General features: G+C 49.8%; 25 protein-coding genes and 1 pseudogene. 19 read left to right on the forward strand and 7 right to left on the reverse strand.

Annotated features, from left to right (window positions below; all coding sequences use genetic code 11):
• From HV041_RS07890 to HV041_RS07945, 12 genes are all read left to right on the forward strand, one after another.
• On the forward strand, window positions 1-381 hold the full coding sequence (locus tag HV041_RS07890) for a hypothetical protein (protein ID WP_100272359.1): 381 nt from the start codon (window positions 1-3) through the stop codon (window positions 379-381).
• 173 nt (window positions 382-554) lie between these two features.
• Window positions 555-917 (forward strand): hypothetical protein, encoded by a 363-nt coding sequence (locus HV041_RS07895; RefSeq protein ID WP_182294146.1) that lies wholly within the window; start codon window positions 555-557, stop codon window positions 915-917.
• Window positions 907-1,275, forward strand: a complete 369-nt coding sequence (locus HV041_RS07900) for an HK97 gp10 family phage protein (RefSeq protein WP_182294147.1) — start codon at window positions 907-909, stop codon at window positions 1,273-1,275. Before HV041_RS07895 ends, HV041_RS07900 begins: the two co-directional genes overlap by 11 nt.
• The gene (locus tag HV041_RS07905) at window positions 1,272-1,655 is read left to right on the forward strand and encodes a hypothetical protein (RefSeq protein WP_182294148.1); all 384 of its coding nucleotides are present in this window, start codon (window positions 1,272-1,274) and stop codon (window positions 1,653-1,655) included. Before HV041_RS07900 ends, HV041_RS07905 begins: the two co-directional genes overlap by 4 nt.
• A gap of 62 nt (window positions 1,656-1,717) precedes the next feature.
• A complete protein-coding gene (locus HV041_RS07910) occupies window positions 1,718-2,461 on the forward strand; it encodes an Ig-like domain-containing protein (RefSeq protein WP_182294149.1) in 744 nt (247 codons plus the stop codon).
• 58 nt (window positions 2,462-2,519) lie between these two features.
• The gene (locus HV041_RS07915; protein WP_182294150.1) at window positions 2,520-3,191 is read left to right on the forward strand and encodes a DUF6246 family protein; all 672 of its coding nucleotides are present in this window, start codon (window positions 2,520-2,522) and stop codon (window positions 3,189-3,191) included.
• A gap of 161 nt (window positions 3,192-3,352) precedes the next feature.
• Window positions 3,353-4,393 carry a hypothetical protein gene (locus tag HV041_RS07920; protein WP_182294151.1) on the forward strand — a complete coding sequence of 347 codons (1,041 nt, stop codon included), beginning with the start codon at window positions 3,353-3,355 and terminating at the stop codon, window positions 4,391-4,393.
• Window positions 4,393-4,917, forward strand: a complete 525-nt coding sequence (locus tag HV041_RS07925; protein WP_182294152.1) for a hypothetical protein — start codon at window positions 4,393-4,395, stop codon at window positions 4,915-4,917. The genes HV041_RS07920 and HV041_RS07925 overlap by 1 nt, the downstream gene beginning before the upstream one ends.
• Window positions 4,918-5,079: 162 nt before the next feature.
• Entirely contained in the window at window positions 5,080-5,601 is a 522-nt protein-coding gene (locus HV041_RS07930; protein ID WP_182294153.1) for a hypothetical protein, read from the forward strand.
• A 48-nt stretch (window positions 5,602-5,649) separates the two neighbouring features.
• Window positions 5,650-9,051: a tape measure protein gene (locus HV041_RS07935; protein WP_182294154.1), complete on the forward strand. Its 3,402-nt coding sequence runs from the start codon at window positions 5,650-5,652 to the stop codon at window positions 9,049-9,051.
• On the forward strand, window positions 9,051-9,404 hold the full coding sequence (locus tag HV041_RS07940; RefSeq protein ID WP_182294155.1) for a phage tail protein: 354 nt from the start codon (window positions 9,051-9,053) through the stop codon (window positions 9,402-9,404). The genes HV041_RS07935 and HV041_RS07940 overlap by 1 nt, the downstream gene beginning before the upstream one ends.
• A 10-nt stretch (window positions 9,405-9,414) precedes the next feature.
• Window positions 9,415-9,705, forward strand: coding sequence for a hypothetical protein (locus tag HV041_RS07945; RefSeq protein WP_182294156.1), 291 nt, complete (start codon window positions 9,415-9,417; stop codon window positions 9,703-9,705).
• Here the strand turns inward: HV041_RS07945 and HV041_RS07950 are convergent.
• The gene (locus tag HV041_RS07950) at window positions 9,659-9,895 is read right to left on the reverse strand and encodes a hypothetical protein (protein WP_053530297.1); all 237 of its coding nucleotides are present in this window, start codon (window positions 9,893-9,895) and stop codon (window positions 9,659-9,661) included. The genes HV041_RS07945 and HV041_RS07950 overlap by 47 nt on opposite strands.
• Before the next feature lie 166 nt (window positions 9,896-10,061).
• Here HV041_RS07950 and HV041_RS07955 point away from each other — a divergent pair, with 166 nt between their 5' ends.
• The 6 genes from HV041_RS07955 to HV041_RS07980 are packed head-to-tail and all read left to right on the forward strand — an operon-like array spanning window position 10,062 to window position 17,339.
• Window positions 10,062-10,766: a phage minor tail protein L gene (locus HV041_RS07955; protein WP_080192185.1), complete on the forward strand. Its 705-nt coding sequence runs from the start codon at window positions 10,062-10,064 to the stop codon at window positions 10,764-10,766.
• On the forward strand, window positions 10,766-11,485 hold the full coding sequence (locus HV041_RS07960) for a C40 family peptidase (RefSeq protein ID WP_182294157.1): 720 nt from the start codon (window positions 10,766-10,768) through the stop codon (window positions 11,483-11,485). Before HV041_RS07955 ends, HV041_RS07960 begins: the two co-directional genes overlap by 1 nt.
• The gene (locus tag HV041_RS07965; RefSeq protein ID WP_182294158.1) at window positions 11,428-11,955 is read left to right on the forward strand and encodes a tail assembly protein; all 528 of its coding nucleotides are present in this window, start codon (window positions 11,428-11,430) and stop codon (window positions 11,953-11,955) included. The genes HV041_RS07960 and HV041_RS07965 overlap by 58 nt, the downstream gene beginning before the upstream one ends.
• Window positions 11,956-11,964: 9 nt before the next feature.
• Complete coding sequence (locus HV041_RS07970; protein WP_182294159.1) at window positions 11,965-15,138, forward strand: phage tail protein; 3,174 nt, start codon at window positions 11,965-11,967, stop codon at window positions 15,136-15,138.
• A gap of 2 nt (window positions 15,139-15,140) precedes the next feature.
• A complete protein-coding gene (locus tag HV041_RS07975; protein WP_182294160.1) occupies window positions 15,141-16,085 on the forward strand; it encodes a DUF6453 family protein in 945 nt (314 codons plus the stop codon).
• 9 nt (window positions 16,086-16,094) lie between these two features.
• Window positions 16,095-17,339: a phage tail protein gene (locus HV041_RS07980; RefSeq protein WP_182294161.1), complete on the forward strand. Its 1,245-nt coding sequence runs from the start codon at window positions 16,095-16,097 to the stop codon at window positions 17,337-17,339.
• A gap of 209 nt (window positions 17,340-17,548) precedes the next feature.
• Here the strand turns inward: HV041_RS07980 and sapB are convergent, their stop codons facing one another.
• Window positions 17,549-18,514 carry a peptide ABC transporter permease SapB gene (gene sapB / locus HV041_RS07985; protein ID WP_182294162.1) on the reverse strand — a complete coding sequence of 322 codons (966 nt, stop codon included), beginning with the start codon at window positions 18,512-18,514 and terminating at the stop codon, window positions 17,549-17,551.
• Complete coding sequence (gene sapA / locus HV041_RS07990) at window positions 18,511-20,154, reverse strand: ABC transporter substrate-binding protein SapA (RefSeq protein ID WP_101742276.1); 1,644 nt, start codon at window positions 20,152-20,154, stop codon at window positions 18,511-18,513. The genes sapB and sapA overlap by 4 nt, the downstream gene beginning before the upstream one ends.
• Window positions 20,155-20,699: 545 nt before the next feature.
• On the opposite strand from sapA, the gene HV041_RS07995 reads away from it, so the two are divergent.
• Window positions 20,700-21,152 (forward strand): SgcJ/EcaC family oxidoreductase, encoded by a 453-nt coding sequence (locus HV041_RS07995; protein WP_061067998.1) that lies wholly within the window; start codon window positions 20,700-20,702, stop codon window positions 21,150-21,152.
• 67 nt (window positions 21,153-21,219) lie between these two features.
• Here the strand turns inward: HV041_RS07995 and HV041_RS08000 are convergent.
• The 4 genes and pseudogenes from HV041_RS08000 to HV041_RS08015 form a co-directional block, all read right to left on the reverse strand.
• Window positions 21,220-21,382: pseudogene (locus HV041_RS08000) on the reverse strand (pentapeptide repeat-containing protein); the annotation flags it as partial.
• A gap of 5 nt (window positions 21,383-21,387) precedes the next feature.
• The gene (locus HV041_RS08005; protein ID WP_121584707.1) at window positions 21,388-22,029 is read right to left on the reverse strand and encodes a PAS domain-containing protein; all 642 of its coding nucleotides are present in this window, start codon (window positions 22,027-22,029) and stop codon (window positions 21,388-21,390) included.
• 126 nt (window positions 22,030-22,155) lie between these two features.
• On the reverse strand, window positions 22,156-23,124 hold the full coding sequence (locus tag HV041_RS08010) for a threo-3-hydroxy-L-aspartate ammonia-lyase (protein ID WP_048211513.1): 969 nt from the start codon (window positions 23,122-23,124) through the stop codon (window positions 22,156-22,158).
• Window positions 23,125-23,150: 26 nt separating this feature from the next.
• Entirely contained in the window at window positions 23,151-23,546 is a 396-nt protein-coding gene (locus HV041_RS08015) for a RidA family protein (protein ID WP_121584706.1), read from the reverse strand.
• Between the last annotated feature and the right edge of the window lie 158 nt (window positions 23,547-23,704).

Raw genomic sequence — 23,704 nt, forward strand, 5'->3', positions numbered from 1 at the left:
ATGGCTGACCCAATCACAGCGGCAGACGTGCAGGCGTTCCTCGGTGAATTGGGTTATTCCATTCCGGGGGCGCTGCTGGATCCGATTCTCTGCGTGGTGAACAAGATTACCCCGTGTCTTGATGGCGCGGGGTATGACGACTGTACAGCAAAGCTGATTCTGATGTACGCAGCCGCGTTGATGGCGACATCGTCCGGCGCGCGCCGCCTGAAATCACAGGGCGCACCGTCTGGCGCGTCCCGTTCTTTCGATTACGGTACCGATAGCATTACCTGGTTGCGGGAGTCGCTGACTCAGCTCGATACCAGCGGCTGCACCAGTGAACTGCCAATCAGCGCTGGTAACAGTGTCGGGTTCTTCGATGTCGTTGGGGGCTGTTGATGACGTGGACATCCGTTAAGCAAACTATACCCCGCTCATTCGTACGTGTGTGGGTTCTGACCGACACCGGGCGGGAGACAACCGGCTTTGTTAAGTCTAATGGCGAGTGGCATATCAACTGTCCGCGCATCCGGGCGACAGGCGCGATTGTACTGCAATGGAGGAAATAGGGTATGTCTTCGGTTGCTAACTGGTCCTATACCGCCACAGCGACAATCTGGCGCAAGATGGAAGGTAATGATGAATATGGCGACCCGCGAGGCTATAAACCGCCTGAGCAGATTCTCTGTGACTACGAGGGCGGCCTGTCAAAGCGCATCGGCAGCCTGGGCGCTGAAATCGTCGTGAAGAACACTGTCTGGACTGAGTATGCGCTGGCAGCGGCAGGTGATTACCTGTTGATTGGCGAGTCAACCGAGTCTGATCCGATTGTGGCCGGCGCTGACGAGGTTAGGCAGGTTATACAGTATGCCGATACATTCGAGCGCCTGGCGGATGATTACGCCATTCTGACTGGAGTAGGATATGGGCGCTAAAGTTCGCGGTATCCGCGAGGCTAAGGCCAACCTAAACCGAATTATTCAGGATGTTCGAGGCCGTAAGGTGGTTAGGGCTCTGCAGTCGGCAATGATTATCGGTAGCTCTCAGGCTGCGTTATACACCCCAATCGATACATCTACGTTGCTTAATAGTCAGTACCGTGAAATTAACACCAGTGGCACTCTGGTCACCGGGAGGGTTGGGTACTCGGCTAATTATGCTGTTTATGTTCATGATCCTGATGTACCCCAAGTCTTCCGGCGCTCGACAGCACAGAAAGAGTTTCTGACGGAAGGCTTTGAAGATACCCGGAGTCAGATTGATGCGGTGATTCTCAAGGAGCTTACGTTATGACACCCATGATGCATGAGCGGGTGCGCAATATGTTCGGTGATGCCGGGCTTACTGACGGGTTCATGGTGCAGCAGTTGATGTATGACGACCCGGGAGACCTGTCGAAAGCGGTGATGGTATTCAGGCCAAACGGTGGTTCGAATATCAGAACGGACCTTGGCTCTGAGTATCACGTCCTGGTCGATGTCGTCGGTGCGAAAGACAAGCGCAAAGATGCGCTTAATGCCGTTCAGCACATCGTCGATTACGTCCAGGCCAATCCTATGGCTGATGAATGTGTCGGCTACATCGAGAACATGGGCGCAATCCCCGCGCCGGTGCTCACAGAAGAAGGACGAATAGTCTTTCGACTCCAGTTCGCTTGCACCTTCGGCGAATAGCTCCCTCAACCAGACAGACCCGCTACGGCGGGTTTTCTTTTATGCAAATTAAGGAGTTTCAAATGGCTGATTGCCAGAACTCAAATGAACGCCTGTTTGGCGGCGCTATCGTGCTGGAGGTTGCCGATGGCTGCCCGGACGTTAAACCACTTGAGTCTGAGTGGCTGGCGCTGGCCGCTGGCACGTCTAAGGGCTTCGACTTCAACCCGAACTCTGTTACTTCAGACGCAGATGACGGCGGCGGCTATGTCGAAACCATCATCACGAACAGTGACTTCACTATCAGTTTTGAAGGTGAAGTCCGTAAGAAAGACAAGCTGGACCAGTACGGCATCGGCAAGTTCATCACGTATTTTGCTGCGCAACTGAAGGCTAAGAAGCAGCCTGGTATTTGGGTTCGCATGGACTATGGCCCGGTTGAATTCATCGGTTACATGAACGTTACGGCGCTTAGCTCCGATGGTGGAACCAATGATATCGTCACGTTCTCCACCGAGTTCAAGGTCGGTGATGCGAGCACGATTGAAGTTAACGAACTGACCGCTATAGCAGTGACAGGTTTGACGGTAACTCCGGCTACCAGCACTGGCGCTGCGGGCGGAACCAGTACGTTTACAGTGAACATCGCGCCAACCGGCGCAACCAACAAAGGTTTCACCGTTGCATCAACCGATCCAACCAAAGCCACGGCTACGGCCTCCGGTACCGCCGTCACGGTGAACCGCGTCGCCACCGGCAGCGCGCAGATCATCATCAACACCGAAGACGGAAACTTTGTGGCCGTGCACACGGTTACCGTTACCTAACGGACATTCCAAAGGGCGGCGTGCTGCCCTTGATAATATCCATTGCATGGAAGACCAAATGACACCCCTGAAAGAAATTGGCGAATGCCTGATTGTTGATCGCGAAGCCGACTATTTCTTCCGACCATCTTTTGAAGCCATGGCTCGTATTGGTTCACCGCAGGAAATAGTTAGCGCGTTCTACCATCTTCACAACGATAACGTTACGCCCATGGTTAAAAGAGCTATCGAGGCATACGGATACATTCCATCCTGGCTAAGTGAGTACATATCCGGTATTCAATTCGCAAAACCGGCATTCGTAGCTGCTCATACAGTTCTCACCGCATGTTGTGATGATGATGTTTCCCCACTTATTGGCTGGTTGGAACTGGGTAAATCAGGGCGGTGGGGATTCGTTTGGCACAAAGGCTCAATGCCGGCGTCGAGCATGCTAATTGTTGCGCAGAGCTTAATTACTCATGGCATCGTCGGAAAAGCCAAGGTTCGCCAGCTGCAGCGGCACGAAACAGGCGAGCGAACCACAGAGTTTAACGCCTTCGACTACATCAGCGCAGCACGCAGTCACTTTGGTATGAGCCGGGCCGAGGCGTCGCAGTTAACAATGACCGAATTTCAGATGCTGCTGGCGGCAAAATACCCAGACCAGAAAGGATTCACGAGAGAAGAGTATGACGCCGTGGCTGATGACTATATGGCGAAGAAAGCGCGGCGGCTGGCTAAAATGTAGGTGTGTTGTATTTTATCAATAGGCGGAACCTTATTGCATATGGCATGGCGGCATTGTACTGTATATGTATACAGTTAATGGTGCTGATCAAATAATCAGGTAACCTTAAAATCTGTTTAGTATTAAATTAAACCTTTTCCTATTACTCAAGGTTGAGGTTTATGGTTAATGAGCAAGCGACTTTTACGTTTTATCGTGTGAGAAATGCTGGTTTCTATCGTTCTGGTGCAGGATTACCTGATTTTGGATCGTTGGCTGAAATTTTGGTCGATCTTAAAGATTGGGCCGAACCTAAGACACTTAAGGAAACTAAGACCTTTGAGGCTGATGAAGAACGTTATCCATCCTACTTAGTTGATTCCAAAAGTGTTGGTGAGGATTGGGTCCTGCTTTTATGGAACGAAGTTCCAAGTAACGGTCAACGCATGCCTTCGCTTAGTGAAGATGCTAGATTTGGCGCTGAGCCGGAAGTGATAATGAATCCGATTCAGGAGGGAAGTATTCCTGGGTTTGCTACTTATTTTTGGTTTATCGCCGATCAGAATTTGATGGCAACAATTCGACTTCATAACAAAGTGACAGCTCAGGGTTCGTTGCAGAAGTATATGCAGTGTTTTTTAAAGCAATCTTCGAAGCATGCCAAAGCTGAAGTTGTAGAGCTAGATGACGGTTCGCATGAAGTAAGGGTTAGCCGATACATGCTTGATGTGTCTGATGAGCATGAAGAAAAAAGGGTTTATTACCCTAGGTTTAATACTGCATTAATTAAAAATCCCGGAAAACATGAAGAAATTAAACAAAAAGTTAATTTCATAAAGAAAATTGAACGAATTATTGAGCTTGATTTAAGTATTGGCCCAGATCTTGATTTGTGGCAAAAAATGCTTGCTAAAATCAGTTTGGGTGCTCAGCACGCAGCTCAACCTTCAACCAAGGTAAGATATACAATATCCCCAGATGTTGATTTGGACGACGTGAACCAAATGATACAGGAATGGGATGCTGATCCGTCAGAGGTGAATGACTATGGCTTTGTTTTTCAGGGGGAAGCGAACAAAACCTACTGGTTGAGTAACTCTCTTTCTAGGACGCAGTTCGACCTTCGAATCGAAAGGGAAAATGATGAGATTGTAAATCTTCAATCGCTACTGACCGACCTTAGAAGTAAAAAAGCATTGATTTTGCGGGGTTCAGGACTTTAATGAAAAAAAAAGCGGCTCTATTTGTACTTGCATTGATATTTGCTTTAGCAATTTTCGCTGCCGGGTATTTTGGCCGCACAATTGCCTTTGCATTGCAGTGGCCGCTTTTTGAAGCTCTGAGAACTACAGCATCAATAATTTTTGCGGTTGTTGGCGCTTGGTTCGCAATTATTTATCCAGAAAGGCTTAAAAAATCTTTCCGCGGAGGTGATTCAGGCGGAGGGAACGAAGGGATACATCGCCTATTCACACCGATCGTACACTCTACAGCAATACTGGCCATAGTTTTGCTGGTAGGCATAATCGCCCCATTACTTAAGCAATCCGATTGGATTATTTCCCATAAGAGTATTTTCCGTGGGATATCATATGGCTTGCTTGTTTTTCTTACATTGTGGCAGTTACTTACGGTGATTTTAAGTTTAACAGGTCCAGATATATTGAAGCGCTTTACTGCAAAGCAGGATTCTTCCAGGAGAGCTGCTGATTCAGTTATTAACCGAAGTAATGGTAAATCAAAATGAATTGTTCCTAATTTTGTTACAACAAGTTCAGTCAATAAGACCCGCCGCCCGGCGGGTTTTTGCTATCTACAGCACAGCCATCTATCCCGATCTTAACCACGGGTTTTGTCGTCGTCAGATCCCTGCTACTCTTTTGGCACATTTATCAAAGGGGATAGGGATATGAAGAAGTTTTTGGCGTGCCTTGTTGCTGCATTACTAATTTCTGGATGTGAGCAAGATACAGCTACGAAGAAAGTTGAAAGCTTTATAAAAAACAAAGATATTTCCTTACTTTCAAAAAGCAAGACATCGCAATGTTCAGCTGATTTTGTTAAGAACTTCCATTATTTTGATGAAAATACACTGCCAACAACAAATAAATACTATGAGCTTAGTAAATATCTATACGGCAAAGTTAAATTTGAGCCGGTTAGTGAGGTAAAAAATGGTGATGCCACAGAAGTAATGGTGAAGGTTCTCATGCCAAAGGCTATTGAAGATGCCAACTCTTTTATCTTTGCCAATGGATATGGTGGAACTACGAAAGATACTGAGGCGCTGGATAACCTGCTTGCGTTATATAACAGCGGAAAACTAAAGGATATGGAATACACCACTTTTGACATGAAATGGCGAGTGCTACCAGATGGGATAGACCCAAATTATTCAACTGAACAGATAAAAGCCTGTTCAAAAAAATAACATCCAGACCCTGCTCCGGCGGGGTTTTTTATTGCCCGGAGAAAGAGAATGCCAGCAAATGCCGGTGGGATTTACTACGACATTGAAATGGATGTACAGGGTTTAATTACAGCGCAAGAGCGAGTAAATCAACGCCTCGACACTCTTGAGCGCGGTTTTGATGGCACGACCAAAGCTGTTGGTAACACCGAGCGCTCAATGCTTCGCCTTTCCGGTGTCGCAACTTCCCTCGCGGCGGCATTATCGGTGCAACAGGTATCGGAGTACGCTGATGCATGGGCGACCGTTAACAACAAACTCGCAAATTCCCTGCGCCCTAGCGAGCAATTAGTTGATGTCACTCAGCGAGTATTCGACATTACTCAACAGACTCGCGGCAGCCTGGATGCAACTGCATCGCTTTATGCCCGCCTTGAACGAGCTACCAGAGAATACGGTACGAGCGCAGAGAACCTGACGAAACTTACGACGATAATCAACCAAGGTTTTGTAGTTTCTGGCGCAACCGCTCAGGAAGCAGAAAATGCCATTATTCAGCTCTCGCAAGGTCTGGCATCTGGAGCTCTTCGTGGTGAGGAATTCAACTCAGTAAACGAGCAGGGTAACCGTCTAATTGTCGCGTTAGCCGACTCTATGGGCGTAAGCATCGGGCAAATGCGCAGCATGGCTGCCGCAGGGAAGTTGACGACAGATGTCGTTGTTAATGGGCTCCTTTCTCAAGGCGCTACAATTGGCGCTGAGTTTGCTAATACTACGACCACAATCAGCCAGGCTTTGCAGGTTGCAGGCAATAACATAACCAAATTCTTTGGTGAAAACTCTACGGTAAAAACTGGCGTTGCAATTTTCAATGATGCCATTGTTAGTGTCAGTGAAAACATTGACGTGCTTAGTGGGATATTGACAGTCGCGGCTGCGGTAATGGGTAGCCGTTATGTTGGTGCATTAACAATGGCGACGGCAGAGAAAATCAAAACTGCCATTGCTGCAAAGAACCAAGCATCTGCAGAAATGCAGGCTGCGCAGGCGACCGCTAATAAAGCCACTGCCGATCTTCGTGCTGCCGCTGTTGCGAAAGAACGCGCGCTTGACGAGATTCGTCTCGCGGAAATGATGAAAGTAACTTCGTTTAGTGCAACAAATGCCATGGCGGCAGAGCAGCGTTTATCTGCCGCACGTGTAGCCGCCGCCGCCGCTGTTGCTAATTATAATAGAGCGTTAGTAGCAAACAACGCCGCTCAAATGGCAGCCTCATCAGGTGCTGGATTGGCAAGTCGAGCCCTAAAACTAATCGGCGGTGCTGGTGGCGCAGCCATGCTTGCAGCCAGCGCTATCATTTATTTCTCTCAGCGGGCCAAGGAAGCTAGAGACGATGCCAATAACCTAGCAGACAGCGTCAATGAACTGAGCGCTAAGTTCCAGACCATGTCGCATACCGAGTTGGCAGCCACCATTGGCAAGTTAAGCCAGAATCTGCCAGAGCTAAGCGATGCGGTAGCCGACGCACAGAAAGAATTTAACGACGCTACAGCTGCTGTTCAGAGGCAAGAAAGGGAGATCGCTAACTGGGGAACGAACACCACTCGAGGCCGTCAGGCTGCTGAAGCATTAGGTGGTGCCCAGGATAAATTAGCGATTGCAACTCTCGATCTTGAGCGTGCTCAGAATCGCCTCAGCCAGACCCAGAACGCTATTAACATCGGACGCGCCACGCTTAATGGCACGATGAGGCAAGGGATTGACCTGCTTCGCCGGGATGGTGAGGAAGCTGGTATCACCGCTGGCATGATGGGCAAGCTTGGCGATATGATCAATTTCGCCGCAAAAGCGAAGGAGAAATTCAACTCCAACAGTTTGAAGGTAGAGCGACCGAAAGACGTTCAGGACTACCTTGATAAACTGCAAGACCAGGTGACGCTCCAGAGTGAGCTTAACGATCGTAAGCGTGCGCAGTTGAAGGCTGAGCAGGACATCAGGAAACTTGGTGGAACTAACAATGACGTCAGGCTTGCGAGGGAAAGGGCTGCTGCCGAATACGACGCCCAGCAAGCTCAGCAAAAAGGCAAAAAGGAAACCAAAGACGCCACGTCTGAGGCGAGCAAATACGCTAATCAGCAAGAAGCAATCGCTCAAAAACTCGCGAACCTTAAGCAGCAATCTGAGTTGGCGGCCGGTTCTACACAAGAGCTAAGTCGTGAGCAGGCGATCCTGAATGCTCAACAGTCCCTTGGTAAAGGAGCTACCCAAGAGCAAAACAAACTGGCTGGTGAGTATAGAGCAAAGGCGTGGGATGCCGCTGCTGCTGCAAAGGGGGTAACTGAAGTTCTCAAAGCAATTCCAGAGGCGGCAGAGAATAAATCTTACAGTGAATCCATGGACAATCTGAAAGCGGCGCTAACTGCCGGTAAGATTGACCAGAAGGAATACTATACAGCGGCCGAGAAATTGGCGCTGGAGCACAAGAACAACCTGGCGAAAATTAATGCTCAAGCGGTTGTTAACCCGGTAGCGTCAGCTCGTGCAGAGGTTGACCCAGTTCAGCAACTTGCGAACCAGAACAACCAGAAGCTGGCGCTTATGCAGCAGTATCAGCAGCAGGAGCAGTCGGTATTGCTACAATCCTATAAAAATGGACAGATGTCGTATACCCAGTACATCGCCGCTAAGCAGGAGACGGATTCACAATATCTGGCACTTCGAAACGCGCAAGAAACTGAGTATGAACAGGCGCGCATCGCAGCACAGTGGGAAATTTATCGCAATCAGAGTGCGGGAAATGAACTGCTGGCCACCTCGCTGGAAGGCCTGCAGAGCGGAGCGACTAATGCTCTGACCGGTCTCATTAGTGGAACCCAAAGTCTTCAGGAGGCATTTGCCAACATCGGCACGACAATACTCAACAGCGTTGTTGGTAGTCTGGTGCAGATGGGGATCGAGTGGGTCAAGAGCCAGTTAATGGGTCAGGCCGCAGCCGCCGCATCACTGGCATCGACAATGGCTCAGGCCACGGCAGCGGCTTCAGCGTGGGCCCCGGCGGCAATGAGCGCCTCGATCGCCACCTTCGGCAGCGCAGCAGCAGTGGGTCAGGCTGCGTATGCTGGTTCATTACTGGCAGCCAAGGGAATGGCGGTTGCTGGTGCGCGTTACAATGGCGGACCCGTCGATGCCGGTTCTATGTACCGCGTTGGTGAGAAGGGTAAGCCTGAGATATTCAAAGCCAGTAACGGCAGCCAGTACATGATTCCGGGCGATAACGGGAGCGTTATCAGCAACCGGGATATGCAGGTCGGTAGTGGTAGTGATGGCGGTAACGTAATTCACAATTACATGAACGTCACACTAAACACGACTGGCGGTATCACTAACGACGATATTGCAAACCTTCGAAAAATGATGATTGCAGAGATGGTTAACCAGCAAAGGCCCAATGGCGTGCTCAGGAAAAAATAATGCCCGAAACATTCACCTGGTCTCCTCAGAAGGCCTACACCGTTGAGAACACACCTAACGTATCTGTCGTCAAACTCGGCGACGGATATGAGCAGCGCCAGACCAAGGGCATCAACCCACTGATGACCAAGTACTCACTGACGTTCAAGGGGGTAGAGGACAGCGCCTGCAGCAAGCCGAACGCAGCAAAAGAAGCTGACGCTTTCCTTAAGGCAAGAATGGCAGTTGAGGCGTTCTACTGGACGCCATCAGATACCGGAGTGCAGGGGCTGTTTGTCTGCCGCTCCTGGAATATGACAAAGACCGGGCCGCTGTTTGAACTGACGGCCACGTTTGAAGAAGTGCCACGATAAGGGGATTATTATGAAATTTACCGAACTACCTGATCATGTAATTGAAGCCGCAGCCAAAACGCTTTCCCGCGAACTTGAAGGGGTATCGACGTGGGAAGATGATAAACGAACGGAAAAGGCCAAAGCTGTAGCCGAATCCGTTCGTGATAGTTTTATCCAATTGTGTTCATATGAAAAAAATGGCACTTCCTCTTTTAATTGCCAAATCCGACTTGGCATTCAGAAGCGGGAAGGGAAAGATACTAATCTTGAATCTATTTTGCAGAACGCACTTGCAGCTCATGCTCAATCATTCCAATAGCCATTTCTCTTGAGGCTTTAAACTGCGATGCTGCGGCAGGTTTTGGATTGTTTTTCTCAAGATAATCCCAGGTTCTTTCAAGCTCCTTTTTAATACCATTCAATTGATCATCACCAACTACGTGCAAAATAGCGCGAAGCATAGTATCGAAAGCGCCTAACTGAACAGCTAAACTGTTTGGTTGTTCCATTTTATTTCCTTATCCAGAGGTAATCAGCCATCCCTCTTTGCCTGAGTTCGCCAGTGTCCCACCACTCGCGGGCTGAGCATCAACCATAACCAGGTATGTAAATCAGTAACATCCTGACAAAAGATCAGTAGCCGCCGTCGAGCGGCTTTTTTTATGGGAGTTTGCCGTGCGCGACATACCAGCAAATTTAATTATCGACAGTGTAGACGCCGGAGTAGGCGCATTCATCGATTTGTTTGAAGCTGACCTGCAGCCCTTTGGTGGTGACCTTATCCGGTTTCATTCCGGCACAAATGGCTATTACGGTAACGTTATCTGGAAAGGCAACCAGTACCAGGCGTACCCGATAGCAGTGGAAGGATTCGAGTCGAAGAACGAAGGCACTTATGCCAGACCGTCAATGGCAGTGGCGAACGTTACCGGCTTACTGACGGGTATCAACCATGACTTTGATGACATGCTGGGAGTCGTTATCACCCGGCGACAGGTTCCTGTGAAATACCTGGACGCGGTGAATTTTCCGAACGGCAACCCTGATGCTGATCCAACACAGGAAGCAGTTTCCCGCTACGTTGTTGAAGAGATGACGGAAGAGACGTTCGAGCAGGTGACCTACACGCTGGCGACACCGATTGACTGCGACAACGCCATTATCCCGGCTCGTACCATTCTCGCCGACGTGTGCCAGTGGCAGTATCGCGGCGTCGGGTGTGGATATGACGGTCCCCCCGTTGCAGATGATCGCGACAATCCAACCACTGACCCGGCGAAAGACAAGTGCTCTCACCGCCGTAGCGGCTGCCGCTTCCGTTATCCACGACCGGAACCAATGCCAATCAGCAGTTTCCCCGGATCTCAGAAGGTTTCCTGATGCAAGAGTTACTCGAATATGCGGCATCGTCGCAGGATGAAGTGTGCGGCTTAATCCTTGATGGAGATCGGCTGTTCCGCTGTCGGAACGCGCACCCCGATCCGGGCAAGCATTTCCGCATTAGTGATGATGACTGGCTGGCGGCCGAGGAAGCGGGAGATGTCGTGGCGGTATTCCACTCACACCCACAAAACGTACAGTTCCTGTCTGGCGCTGATCGCCAGATGCAAGGGGTTACAGGGCTTTCGTGGTGGCTGGCATGCGGCGGAATAATTCGAAAATACAGGCCAGTGCCATTCCTGCTGGGGCGTAAGTTCGAGCATGGCGTTATGGACTGCTACACCCTGTTCAGAGATGCATATCATCTGTGCGGCATTGACCTGCCGAACTTTGAACGTGCGAATGGTTGGTGGTTACGTGGTGAAAACCTCTACCTGAAAAACATGCCGCTCAATGGCTTTCACCAGGTATCGCCAGGTGAGGCGCAACCAGGCGACGTCATTATCAGGCAACCATTCCCCGGTGCTGACCCTTGCCACGCAATGATTCACCTCGATAACAACATGGTGCTTCACCACGACCACGCGGGACACCTGAGCCGGAGAGAACCAATGCGCCCGGCATACGTTAAGCAGCTACATTCCATATGGAGACACGAACAGTGCTCATCTTTAAATTTGCGGGCAATTTACGCCGATTTTACCGCCAGGTCTCTCTGAACGTTGATACGCCAGCGCAGGGATTGCGGTTGCTCCTTTCCCAGAATCACGAATTTAAAAAAGCATTTCTTGGTTCCCGGATCAGGATGCGTGTTGCAGGTGATGAGGTGACAGAAGATTCCGTGCAGTGGCATATGGACAGAAGCCTTAAAGACGGTTCTACAGTGTTGTTTGTGCCGGTAATTGAGGGAGCCATTTCGGGAACCGTTGCCCTTGTTGCCACTCTGGTTATCGCCGCTGCGTCTGTTGCGTACTCTATTTATATGGCCCGTAACATGAAAACGAAAACGTCGGCAGAAGCGGCAGAGAACAACATGCTGACCAACAACTCATTTACCAGCGCGGAAAACCGCGTCGGGCAAGGGCGACCGGTGCCAATTCTTATCGGAGAAATGGAGGTCGGCTCGAACGTCATTTCTCTCGGCATTGACACAAGTAACATTCAGGACTGGACAGAATCAATCAGCTAAGGTGGCGCTATGTCTTCAGGTGGCGGTAAAGCATCAACCCCAAAACTCCTCGATGATAATCTCAAATCCAAACAATTTTACCGGGTACTCGACCTTATTTCGGAAGGACCAATCTACGGCCCGATTGATCAGTCACATCTGTCTTCATTCAGGCTGAATAAAACGCCGGTTACTGACGCCAACGGAAACGTCAGCGTCAACGGCGTAAGCGTAGCATGGAGGCCGGGATCTGAAACGCAGGCGCCAATTAATGGCTTCTCTGCAATCGAAGCAACAACCATCGTTAATACGGAAGTCAACTACGATACACCGCTGGTACGCACCATTACAGACCAGGATGTAACCCGCGTTCGTTTTAACGTCGGGACAACCGGGCTGGTCGAGCAGGACACCAAAGGAAACCAAAAAAACACCTCAGTAACTATGGTCATCGAGTCCAGAACCGGTTCAACCGGATGGGTTATCGAAAAAAACGTTACTATAGGTCCTGGGAAAATTTCCGGCGAGTATCTTGAAGCGCACCTGATTGATGCGCCAGAAATCAAACCGTTCGATATTCGTGTCAGACGCATTACACCGGACAGCACCAGTGATTTGCTGTCAAACGGCACAATCTGGAACAGCTACAGCGAGATCACCGACGATAACCTGAACTATCCGTTCTCTGCTATTGCGGGCGCGGTTATCGATCGTGACCAGTACACCGACACCCCAAGCAGGACATATCATCTTCGCGGCCTGATTGTGGACGTACCTGACAACTACGATCCGATCGCCAGAACCTATTCCGGCCTGTGGACTGGCGGATTCAAAAAAGCATGGACTAACAATCCGGCCTGGTTGTTTCGTGAACTGGCGAAGAATACCCGTTTTGGTCTGGCGAAACGTGCCGGTTATATCGATGTAGATGACGGTGCGCTCTATGTTCTTTCACGGTATTGCGATCAACTTGTTAATGACGGCTACGGCGGTCAGGAACCAAGAATGACGCTGAATGCTTATATTACCGAGCAGGCGAGTGCGCGTGACATTCTTGACAAGATAGCGAGCATGTTTCGCGGTATTGCGCTGTGGGACGGGATGCGCATGTCTGTCATGCTTGACGCGCCACAGGATCCGATTGCGACAATTACAAATGCTAACGTGGTTGATGGCGAGTTCAAACGTAGCTCCGTGAAGCGTTCAGAGAAATACAATGCAGTTGTTGTATCCTGGACTGACCCGGATAACGGCTGGGAGCAGGTAAAAGAGTATGTTTCCGACGATGAGATGATCGCACGTGGAAACTATAACGAAACCACTCTGGAAGCATTCGGCTGTACCTCACGTGGTCAGGCATGGCGAGCCGGGAAATGGCTTCTGGAAACCGCAAAGCGCGAGAGCAGCAGGCTGTCATTCCAGATGGCGCGCGATGCTATCCACTTCACACCGGGTGACATTGTTGAAATCATGGATAACAACTATGCTGGTGCGCGTCTTGGTGGCCGCATTATGTCGCATGCGGTTAACAACATCACTGCTGATGCGGTTGATTCGTCTCTGATATCAGAAGGCGACACCATGTCGATCATGGGCAGTGACGGGAAGTTCGTTAAGTATGAGATTGGCAGTATTGCTGACAATATAGTGACATTGAAAACAACTCCAGCATGGGTTCGTGACGGTACTGTATTTGCCATTTCTACCAGCAACGTTTCTACCAGACGCTTCCGCATCCTGAGCGTTGCAGAGACGGATAACAATTCAGTCTACAGCATCACTGCATCGCAACATGATCCGAACAAGCAGGCCATTGTTGATGAAGGCGCTGTGTTTGAGGTTCCCAGCGATACGCTGAACGGTTACCGCGTACCGAACGTGGAGAACCTGCGCATCATCAACACAAACTCTGAGACTGTTCAGATCACGGCTACATGGGAGACAGCAACAACTACCAAGAAACTGATGTTTGAGTTGTACGTGTACAGCGATGACGGAAAAGTAGTCGCACAATACGAGACAGACCAGTTCCGCTATGAGTTCTTTGGTCTTAACGCAGGTGGATATACGCTTGGTGTTCGCGGTCGCAATGAAAACGGAATGAAAGGCGCTGAAACACAAATCAGCATGGTCATCGGCGCACCACCTGCGCCATCCAGTGTTATCTGGACGCCCGGCTTGCTCTCTGCTGACCTGGTACCTGTCATGCGCATTACAGCAACGACCGACACCTCGTTTGAATTCTGGTATTCCGGGCAAAATCAGATCGAAAATCCCGCAGACATTGAAGACCAGACTCAGTTCCTTGGGCGCTCTAACCAGTGGACCCTTCATGGTCTACAGGCTGATAAAACATATTACGTTTATGTTCGTACCAGGAATGCTTTCGGGGTATCTGAATTTGTCGAAGCATCCGGGCAGGCGTCATCTGATATTCCAGGAATGATAGAACTTATTGATGAGCAAATACGAGAGTCAGATGCGTTTAAAAATGTTCAGGAGGGTGTTGATACTAATCTGGAAGGTATCATGTCAAATGCGCTGGCAAACCACGGAACCGTGGAACACCAGTGGGCTCAGTATGGGGAGATCCGGGCTGATATATTGGTTGTAAAAACTACGGTAGCTACTGCTGAAAAGGGATTAGCTGATTTATCTACCTATGTGCAGGCGCAAATTGGCCCGAACGGAGAGTTAACTGCGGCGGTAAATGAAAAGCTTACTGCTCAGGTTGAAGATAATGGTAATGCTAAAGCTTCATATACTCTTAATCTTGGCGTTAAAAGAAATGATGTTCTCTATAACGCTGGTTTTGGTATATCCATTGAGCCCTCAGGAAGCACCTATAAATCGACGGTGGTTTTTGCCGCCGATCAGTTCGGTATTTATTCCGGTAATAATCCCGGTAACTGGCAGGCTGCATTCTTCGTCTATAACGGGCAGGTTTTTATTCGCAGTGTGCTCATCCAGGAGGCATCCATTGATTTCGGTAAAATTACGGACTCTCTTCAATCCTCAAATTTCATACCCGGTGTAAGGGGGTGGAATCTGCCCAAGAATGCCAGCCCCGAATTCCATGGAAGGCTGTATGCCGACAGCGGTGAATTTGCATTTAACGGCGTTAATAACATTGTCGTCATAAACGGGAATGGGCTGACCGTTAATCTTCCCGGTGGTGGTCGGGTTGTCGTCGGGAGGTGGTGATAATGCCGGAAGGGATTTTAATCGACTATAACGATGGCCGCCCGGTGATGGCAATCACTGCGGGGCTGCGAGCCCCCAGTTTTTGTACATCGTTCTCGGGCTGGTCATCCCAGCCAATGCAGTACCCGGTAAACACACCACTGGTTCCAGGCTCACAGGTTATTGTGATACCCACCAATCCTGTCTACATCTATTCCTTTGCTGAATTTGATGTGGCCTTTATGACGGTTGTCACCAGAAACGGGGATTCAGGGGTGATTATCGGGGCTGAAACAATCGGCGGTAAAAGCCTTGTCCCTGACTGGTCAGGTTACGTTATGGAACTGCTGCCTGCGGCGACTTATAACGAAGGGTTACTGGTTGCGAACTCTACCGACTTCACCGCTATCTCAAATCAGGCCGCGCTGATGACCTGCGCTTATTCAGGGCGCATCACGGTTAACGGTAGCGCACCTCTCCCGGTTGGTGGCATTCCTTTCGGTAAATGGGACAACCCGAATGTGTCGGTGGGATTTGATGGTGGCAGCATTATTGTTCGCGATATCTCGTACACAGGCAGGGATGACGTGGCCGGAACGGCGATGATTGACCTGGTGATATTCAATCAGACAGCACCTGTCGGCGGCGACGGTATCACCATGACCAACGCCGCGGGCCAGGTGACGTTCTCCACGCTGAAACGGCCTTTTGTGTACGACCGGCAAATTCAGATTACTGATGAGTACCAGAATATTGGCGGCGGGTATTGCCAGATAGTTTATACCGGCGCACAGGTCAGGATGAACGGTGGTTACGGTAACCTCAGGATGAAAGGAGTCGTTATGTCCGGGGGAAGTGTCAGGTCTGCCTATAACCGGGTTTTTGGTAACTACGCCAGCAAAGGCTGGGATATGACCCGAAACAGAAATATCACCATGCCCATTCTCATTCTTCCGAATATGTACTGAGGAAAAACTATGTCAGCAGGAACCTTAACCCTGACGAATAATTCTGCCCTGGTCTCTGGGGCAGGAACTTCATTTAGCACTGAACTGGCGGCCGGCGATTTTGTTGTAACCACTGTAGGCGGCATTCCGTATACGCTCCCGGTCAAAACAATCGAGAGCAATACAGGCCTGACGCTGGTCAGTAACTTCACCGGACCCACTCAGTCGGGTGCTGCATGGTCAGCTGTTCCCCGTGTTGTTCTGAATATGGTGACCGCTGCGCTGGTGACACAGAGTGCTGAGGCGCTTCGTGGCCTGAATTACGACAAGCAGAACTGGCAGCAATTTTTTACTGCTGATGGTGATGTAACGATTACGCTGCCTGACACGAGTCAGACTACCGGGCCATCGGCAAAAAAGTTAATCAACAGCGTTGCTGATAAGGCAGATAAAACAGCGCTTGATGGTAAAGCAGACAAAACAGCACTCGATAGCTACGCCAAAAAAGGGGATAACTCAGATATCAGCAGCCTTTCCGGTCTGACAACGCCTCTCAGTTTGGGACAAGGGGGGACTGGTAGTACGGATTTGGCTGGAGCCCGTGTAAATCTTCGTGTTGACAGCCTGGTACAAAATGCCAGTCAAAACTGGCTGTACAGCCCGGACAGATCCATCAAGCTGGCCATGATTGATAATAATGTCTGGGGGGCATACAGCGATGCCCTGGCGAAATGGGTTCTTCCTGCCGGGATGGTGACGGATTCTAACGGTTATCTGAAAGCGGCCTCGCCAGTTATCAGATTAAAAGGTGATGGCTCGGTAGAATTCAACGAAGAGGCTGAGGGAGTAACGGCGGAACGTATCAGTACTGGTATGTACAGAGTTCATGGTGTGATGGGGTTTAACGCCGATCCGTGTTGGGGAGGGATTAATGGCGGTGTGACGGTCCCTGTGGACATAAACAACCAGCCGTTAATATGGGTTGATTTTAGCGTGGAGAATAATGGTGACATCCTGCTGAGAACCTATCACCGCACTCATCCTGATGCACCAGAATTTGCCCGTAATCTGATCGGACTGAATAATGACGAGGGTACATTTACCGAATCAGTTAAAGATGGCGAACCCGCCGATATTCCTGATGGCCGGTGGGTCGATCTGCGAATTCAGATGCCGGAGGATAGCCTCTGGAATCGGAAACAAATGGTAATACGGGAAGCCATGGAAAAAGCTGAACGAGAGCGTGAAGATAATCAGCAGGATGTGCAGTCTTAAAGCTGGGCCATACCGCAGTCACGTCGTATGCAATGAAAGAGTAACAGTGGGAATAGGGCTGATAGCTCCGGCAACCACTAAAAATTGCATTGCCGGAGCGAACAGGGGAAATAATGTGTACATTTTTGCGTACAAAAATCAACAAAATCACATTAATATTAAATTTATCTCATTGATTTTAATTGATTTATTTGTGCTTTCAATAATTGCTATCGTAAGGCATACCATTCCTTATGTTTCAGAGGGTTAGCCATAGCACCCAAAATATCAGTGATGACGTTAACGATAATAACCAGGGAGCCAATCACCATCACACCCGCCGAAATAGCGGCGTAGTCTTGCTGGCGAATCGCGTTAATCAACCAACGTCCCAGCCCTGGCCAGCTAAAGACCATCTCGGTGATCATCGCCAGCGTCAGCATGGTGGAAAACTGTAATCCAAGGCGAGGAATGACCGGCGGAAGTGCGTTGTGCAATACGTGGCGACGCAGAATGGTGAAGCGTGACAAACCGCGCGTGGCTGCCGCTTTGACATAGTTCTGATCGAAGACCTCAATGGTGCTGATACGCATCAGGCGAATGACCTCCGTGGTGGGCGCGACGGAAAGCGTCAATACCGGAAGCACCATATGACGGATTGCGCTAACCAACATTTCGTCGCGCCAGGGGGAGTCAGAGATCCACGCATCAATAATGGCGAAACCGGTCACCGGTTTTACTTCGTAAAGTAGATCGAAACGTCCCGAAACGGGTAACCAGCCGAGAGTCAGTGAGAAGAGGAGCGTCAGCAGCAGCGCCAGCCAAAAAACGGGAATGGAAAACCCCATCAGAGCCAATGCGCTGATGCAGCGATCCTGCCATTTATTACGTGTGATGCCGGCCAGCATGCCGATGGGGATCCCGACCATCAGCGCAAACCCAAAGGCAAGAATACACAGCTCCATCGTGGCTGGGAAAACCTCTTTCAGCTGTTCTGAGATTAACTGACCGTTAATACTGGAAACGCCAAAATCCCAGTGGATCAGACCGTTGAACCAGAATATCCAGGCGTTCCACAGCGATGCGCCTTGTAACGGCGCATGGGGGGTGAAGTAGCTCAGGCTGAACCCAATGAATGTCAGGAAGAACAGGGTGACCAGCAGCAATAAGAAGCGACGCAGGGTGAAGATAATCATGGTTTTTTCACCTCATCAGTCTTTTCCCTGGAAACCCCGGCAAAGGACGCATTCCCGAACGGACTTAGCACCAGACCTTTGATGTCATAGCGGTAAGCCTGTAGACGCAATGATGAGGCCAACGGCAGGATCGGCAACTCTTGCGCCAGAATATTTTGTGCTTCGTCATAGGCGTCAATACGCGAGGAGAGCTGCTGCGAAGACAGCGCTTTGCGTAAAATGCTGTCGAACTGCGGATTGCACCAGTGCGCGAAGTTAGTCTGTGAGTTGATGGCGGCGCAACTGAGCAACGGTCGGAAAAAACTGTCAGGATCGTTACTGTCCGTCGCCCAACCGGACAACGTCAGATCATGGTTCATATCCATTAATCGCGCCTCCTGAAAACGACCTTCAACCGGGATGATCTTCACTTTCACACCCACCTGCGCCATATCTGCCTGGATCAGTTCCGCTGTTTTCAGCGGACTCGGATTCCAGGCCTGAGAGCTGGTCGGGACCCACAGTTGCAACGTCAGGTTCTCAAGTCCCAGTGCTTTTAGCTGCTCACGGGATTTAGCCGGGTTGTATTCAGTAATCTTAGCTTCGTTGTCATAAGCCCACGAGGCGCGGGGCAAAATAGATGCTGCAGTTTCTGCCGTACCGTAGTAGATAGACTGCATCAGACGCTGGTTGTTAATGGCCAGTGCCAGCGCATGCCGCACTGCGGGGTTATCCAGCGGCGGTTTATTGGTGTTGAATGCCAGATAGGCAATGTTCATTCCAGGACGCAGCGTCAGGCGCAGGCGTGGGTCATCACGTAATATGGTGAGCTGGCTGGCCGCGGGCCAGGCCAGAACGTCGCACTCCCCGGTCAGGAGCTTTGATAACCGTCCGGTGCCGCCTGAACCGAGATCCACAACGACCTGTGGCATCAGGGGCGTGCCGCGCCAGAATTTTTCGTGACGTTGTAGACGAATATATTGCCCCGCGCGGTTTTCTGAAAGCAGGAACGGTCCGGTACCGACGGGCTGCCTGTCGAGTAATTCCTGGCGATCCTGTTTGGCCAGTTGTGTGGCATATTCAGCCGACATTACAGAGGCATAGTGTGTCGCCAGATGCCACAGGAAGGAGGCATCTGGCTGAGTCAGACGAAATTCAACCGTGTTGTTATCCAGCTTGCGCACGCTTTGCACGTTATCAGCGAATTGCAGGCTATCGAAGTAGGGAAAGCTGCTGCCATTGACGTTGTGCCACGGATGGTGACGGTCAAATATGCGCTCAAAGGTAAATACCACATCATCTGCATTTAGCTTACGGGTAGGCTTAAACCAGGCCGTCTTTTGAAACGAAACGTCGCGGCGCAAGTGGAAACGGTAGGTTGCGCCGTTGTCCAGCACTTCCCAGCTCTCAGCCAGTTCTGGCACCAGTCGGTAGGTGTACGGATCCACATCAAGTAGCCGGTCATAGAGTTGGGCTGCCAGAGTGTCGACAATCAGGCCGCTGCTCGCTTTCTGTGGGTTGAATGTATTGACTTGCCCGCTGACGCAATAGACAAAGCCGCTGTCACGAATATCAGCGTGCGTGGTCTGCAGAGGCGCGGCAACAGCCTGACCACTCAGAAGTCCAGCCATTACGATCAGAGTTGATAAAACCAGGCGCATAATTTTAAGGGACTATGAATAAAGAAGCTATCTTACTAATATTTAATGACATTCGCCATTACCGTTTGAGTTTGGGGGCAACCATACAGTTAGTTGCAAATTCTACGTCGCGGCCTGGTCAATATTCATACCAGCGCTCCACTTTGAATATAACTCATAAACTATCTTAGCATTTTCATGCCTCATCTGACCCGTAATAAACGAAGCGCGAGTTTCATGAGGGTATAGCTATGCCAAATTTATGTGCTGGGGTGTCGCAAGTACCGAAACGTAAGGAAGGGATAGCGTTAAAGAGATTCGGGAAGGAGGACAGAAATCATATGCATGCTGAACTATAATCATTCAGGTAGTGGTTTATGTTAAATACAGAGCATCAATGCCAAAATATCTAATTATTTCATTGTATTAATTACTCATTTATTTAACGTCTTTATTTTCTACACCCGGCGTATGTTAATGGTTTCTATTGGTTATTACAGGTGATTTGACTATCCGGTTATCAATGACCTTCTTGTGGCCATCTAACCATTAATGGAATGATTACTATGAAGCAATTACTTGGTTTTGCTTGTTCACTGCTCCTTTTATCGGGCCCCGTTTTTGCGACTCCGGCCCCAGAATGTGTGAAGGTGAACAAAGCGCAAATCGAAGCGTTATTCGACAAGTGGAATGAATCACTGAAAACGGGTAACGCGAAGACAGTATCTGAAAATTATCTTAGTGATGCAGTATTACTTCCCACGGTGTCGAATAAAGCCCGCTTAACAGATGCTGAGCGTGAGGATTATTTTGAACATTTTCTGGCAAAGAAACCGACCGGGAAAATTGACAGTCGTACCATTCGTCTTGGCTGTAATAAGGCGATTGATGCTGGTACCTATACCTTCACCTTCGCAGACAAATCGACTGTTTCGGCCCGTTATACGTTTACTTACGCATGGGATGGGAAGGCGTGGAAAATTTCCACCCACCACTCTTCAGCAATGCCTGAAGGGTAACAGAACAGATACGTAGGGGGCGGGGATTCACCGCTCCCAGGTGTATTGCGGGCTTGATTAACCAGGGCTAACCGATAATGGCAATCCCAGGCCGTTCCATGATCAACGAGGCCTGGTAACTATCTATCTTACTTAACGCTTTGTAAATCGACGCCCCGAATATCTAAATTACCCAGTTCAGAATTGGTCAGATCGCAATGCGTGAAGTTCGCTGCTCGCCAGTCAAACGACCAACTTATTCGCCGATAGCGTTAGCCTGACGGGCGTACAGGTATGCGGTTGCTCTGGACACTCCCAGATGCTGCGCCACCGTATCCATGGATTTTCGTACGTTCAGTAAACCTTCCTTACGCAATTGTTGAATCAGTACCTTTCTGTCTTCTGTTTTCAGCGCTCGCGCCGTTGTTGCACGTTCAGCCGCAAAGTTATCAATACGCTGGCGAATCATTTCATTACTGCCAGGATCGAGGTGTTCGCTGACAGGTGAACACTCGGTTTCAGTAAACCGTGCAAGCGCACTCTGCATCCCGCGAAATAGCGTCATATCAACATTCAGGCATAGCGCCGCGATGTATTTGCCTTGTTCGTCCTTGATGCCAATAGAGGTACTTTTTACCGGGCGACCATCAGCAAACTGATTGCTGTAGTTGGCAACGATGCTAGGAAAATCAGGTGATGCGATCCGCGCCAGTCCAAGCTCCGTTGCGGGCTGGCCAGCTTTGCGACCGGACAGATTATTATGTATGGATAAGATCGCATGCTCAGGGTTCTTGAGGTCATGAACCACAACCTCGCAAAACGGAGAGAAGGTATCGCTCAGTCCTTTGGCGATGGTTTCAATTTGATTGAGTAGCGAGTTATCGTCGGTTTTTGGCATGCCAGTCTCCTGCAGTGATGCCTGTTGCCATTATGGCGGCCAGTTTACAGCGTCCTGGGGCTTCTTTTCCAGACTGGAACAGGCGTATAGCGATAAGGTATCCGCACCGCAGATACCTTAATGAGATTACCCTGCAAGGAATTCACTGTAGCGGTTGATATCAACATTGCCACCGCTGATGATAATGCCGATTCTCTTTCCCCGAAGGCCTGCTTTTCGCGCTCTCGCGGCGGCAAAACCAAGGCAGCCTGTTGGCTCCACGACCATTTTCATTCGTTCCGCGATAAATTTCATTGCGGCAATTAATTCATCATCTGAAACCGTCAGAATATCGTTAACATGTTTCTGGATCAGTGGAAAGGTATGCTGTCCTAGATGTTGGGTTTGCGCGCCATCTGCAATGGTTTTCGGCGTATCGATGTGCACAACTTTGCCACTGCGAAACGACTGTTGACCGTCGTTGCCTGCCTCAGGTTCCACACCATAGATAAGACAATCAGGGGACAAGTGTCGCGCGGCCAGTGCGGAACCAGATAGAAGACCGCCACCACCCAGACAAACAAAAAGGGCATCCAGAGCACCAACTTCTTCAATCAGTTCTTTCGTGGCAGTACCCTGGCCTGCAATAACGTGCGGGTGATCGTAAGGTGGGATCAGCGTTAGTCCCTGTTTTTCTGCTAGATCCCGGCCAATTTTTTCACGATCTTCAGTATAACGGTCGTACATCACGACATGTCCGCCATACCCTTTCGTGGCAGCAACCTTAGCGGCTGGCGCATCGTGCGGCATGATAATTGTCGCCGGAATACCCAGTAATTTTGCGGACAGGGCAATTGCCTGAGCATGGTTTCCGGATGAAAAAGCCACGACGCCGGCTGCTCTCTGTTCTGGTGTAAACTGGCGCAAAGCATTCATCGCGCCGCGAAACTTAAATGCCCCCATCCGCTGGAAGTTTTCGCATTTGAAGAAAACGTCAGCACCAAACTCTTCATTCACCGTTCGTGATGTCATAACCGGTGTCTTGTTCGCATAACCTGCGATGCGCTCAGCGGCCGCGGCAACATCGTGGTAATCAGGTAGTGTCATTTCAGTCATTGTTGTTCACCTGTAGCAGTTAATAGTCACACTTTTTGTGCTAACGCAATGGCTTCAATTTCTACGGCAAAGCCGTAATGAAGCTCTGCAACGCCAGCGACAGCACGGGCTGGACGGGAATCACCGATCCATTCGCCGTAGATCCGATTAAACGTCGGCCACTGATTAATGTCCGTGACATAGACGCGTACCGATACCAGGTGCTGACGGGAAACGCCGGCTCCTGCCAGACAAGCATCAACATTCTGTAGAGCCAGTCTGGTCTGCTCTTCAAAAGAAGCATCCGCTTTTCTTTCGCCATTAGTCGTGACAGGTAGCTGTCCAGAAATGAAAACGAATCCTCCGGCAGTCACACTATGTGAGTAATGGCCTGCTGGCGGGAAGCTATCCGTCGTTGTGTTCTGGGTAATATTGGTGGGCATGGTTCAATCTCCAGCTTAAGTATTGATGATCCATTTAGTATAAAATAATACTGTTTGTATTATTTTATACACCATCGTCATCCTGGCATCCAGTCTCTTTTTTCAACGACATGGCCCTGTGGACGACGTAAAACGATCGGCATACCCGCTGAAATGCT

Origin of the sequence: Citrobacter sp. RHBSTW-00029, assembly GCF_014104295.1 — a bacterium.
In the GTDB taxonomy this organism is placed as follows: Bacteria; Pseudomonadota; Gammaproteobacteria; order Enterobacterales; family Enterobacteriaceae; genus Citrobacter; species Citrobacter youngae.

Excerpts from the sequence above, each read along its gene's own strand:
- HV041_RS07890 (WP_100272359.1), top strand. The coding sequence starts at position 1 with ATGGCTGACCCAATCACAGCGGCAGACGTGCAGGCGTTCCTCGGTGAA.
- HV041_RS07895 (WP_182294146.1), top strand. The coding sequence starts at position 555 with ATGTCTTCGGTTGCTAACTGGTCCTATACCGCCACAGCGACAATCTGG.
- HV041_RS07900 (WP_182294147.1), top strand. The coding sequence starts at position 907 with ATGGGCGCTAAAGTTCGCGGTATCCGCGAGGCTAAGGCCAACCTAAAC.
- HV041_RS07905 (WP_182294148.1), top strand. The coding sequence starts at position 1,272 with ATGACACCCATGATGCATGAGCGGGTGCGCAATATGTTCGGTGATGCC.
- HV041_RS07910 (WP_182294149.1), top strand. The coding sequence starts at position 1,718 with ATGGCTGATTGCCAGAACTCAAATGAACGCCTGTTTGGCGGCGCTATC.
- HV041_RS07915 (WP_182294150.1), top strand. The coding sequence starts at position 2,520 with ATGACACCCCTGAAAGAAATTGGCGAATGCCTGATTGTTGATCGCGAA.
- HV041_RS07920 (WP_182294151.1), top strand. The coding sequence starts at position 3,353 with ATGGTTAATGAGCAAGCGACTTTTACGTTTTATCGTGTGAGAAATGCT.
- HV041_RS07925 (WP_182294152.1), top strand. The coding sequence starts at position 4,393 with ATGAAAAAAAAAGCGGCTCTATTTGTACTTGCATTGATATTTGCTTTA.
- HV041_RS07930 (WP_182294153.1), top strand. The coding sequence starts at position 5,080 with ATGAAGAAGTTTTTGGCGTGCCTTGTTGCTGCATTACTAATTTCTGGA.
- HV041_RS07935 (WP_182294154.1), top strand. The coding sequence starts at position 5,650 with ATGCCAGCAAATGCCGGTGGGATTTACTACGACATTGAAATGGATGTA.
- HV041_RS07940 (WP_182294155.1), top strand. The coding sequence starts at position 9,051 with ATGCCCGAAACATTCACCTGGTCTCCTCAGAAGGCCTACACCGTTGAG.
- HV041_RS07945 (WP_182294156.1), top strand. The coding sequence starts at position 9,415 with ATGAAATTTACCGAACTACCTGATCATGTAATTGAAGCCGCAGCCAAA.
- HV041_RS07950 (WP_053530297.1), bottom strand. The coding sequence starts at position 9,895 with ATGGAACAACCAAACAGTTTAGCTGTTCAGTTAGGCGCTTTCGATACT.
- HV041_RS07960 (WP_182294157.1), top strand. The coding sequence starts at position 10,766 with ATGCAAGAGTTACTCGAATATGCGGCATCGTCGCAGGATGAAGTGTGC.
- HV041_RS07970 (WP_182294159.1), top strand. The coding sequence starts at position 11,965 with ATGTCTTCAGGTGGCGGTAAAGCATCAACCCCAAAACTCCTCGATGAT.
- HV041_RS07975 (WP_182294160.1), top strand. The coding sequence starts at position 15,141 with ATGCCGGAAGGGATTTTAATCGACTATAACGATGGCCGCCCGGTGATG.
- HV041_RS07980 (WP_182294161.1), top strand. The coding sequence starts at position 16,095 with ATGTCAGCAGGAACCTTAACCCTGACGAATAATTCTGCCCTGGTCTCT.
- sapB (WP_182294162.1), bottom strand. The coding sequence starts at position 18,514 with ATGATTATCTTCACCCTGCGTCGCTTCTTATTGCTGCTGGTCACCCTG.
- sapA (WP_101742276.1), bottom strand. The coding sequence starts at position 20,154 with ATGCGCCTGGTTTTATCAACTCTGATCGTAATGGCTGGACTTCTGAGT.
- HV041_RS07995 (WP_061067998.1), top strand. The coding sequence starts at position 20,700 with ATGAAGCAATTACTTGGTTTTGCTTGTTCACTGCTCCTTTTATCGGGC.
- HV041_RS08005 (WP_121584707.1), bottom strand. The coding sequence starts at position 22,029 with ATGCCAAAAACCGACGATAACTCGCTACTCAATCAAATTGAAACCATC.
- HV041_RS08010 (WP_048211513.1), bottom strand. The coding sequence starts at position 23,124 with ATGACTGAAATGACACTACCTGATTACCACGATGTTGCCGCGGCCGCT.
- HV041_RS08015 (WP_121584706.1), bottom strand. The coding sequence starts at position 23,546 with ATGCCCACCAATATTACCCAGAACACAACGACGGATAGCTTCCCGCCA.